Annotated in this window: 1 pseudogene; it reads right to left on the bottom strand. The window is 64.8% G+C overall.

From position 1 onward, the window contains the following. Window positions 1–76 precede the first annotated feature (76 nt). Window positions 77–244, bottom strand: a pseudogene (locus KY389_RS15170) (IS3 family transposase); the annotation flags it as partial.

Below are 244 nucleotides of genomic sequence, written 5' to 3'. Positions count from 1 at the left end.
ATGTCGAAGGCTGACCCCGGCCCCGCCGGAGATCACGCTGGCCATCGGCCAGCTACACCACTCCAAGGGACACGATCATCCAGCCTCCGATCAGTCCGAGAACGGTCTGGGCATCTGGCAGCGGCGTGATCAGGACGTAGTCGCGCCTCAGCGTCTTCACGAAAGCTTCCGAGATGCGTGCTGCGCACCTCTGCGGGGTCTGCACCGGCGTGAAGCAGGGCTTCAGGCCCAGTTGCCGTGCGAA

Source organism: Paracoccus bogoriensis (assembly GCF_019431455.1).
Taxonomy (GTDB): domain Bacteria; phylum Pseudomonadota; class Alphaproteobacteria; order Rhodobacterales; family Rhodobacteraceae; genus Paracoccus; species Paracoccus bogoriensis.
This window is presented reverse-complemented; position numbering and strand designations above follow the sequence as displayed.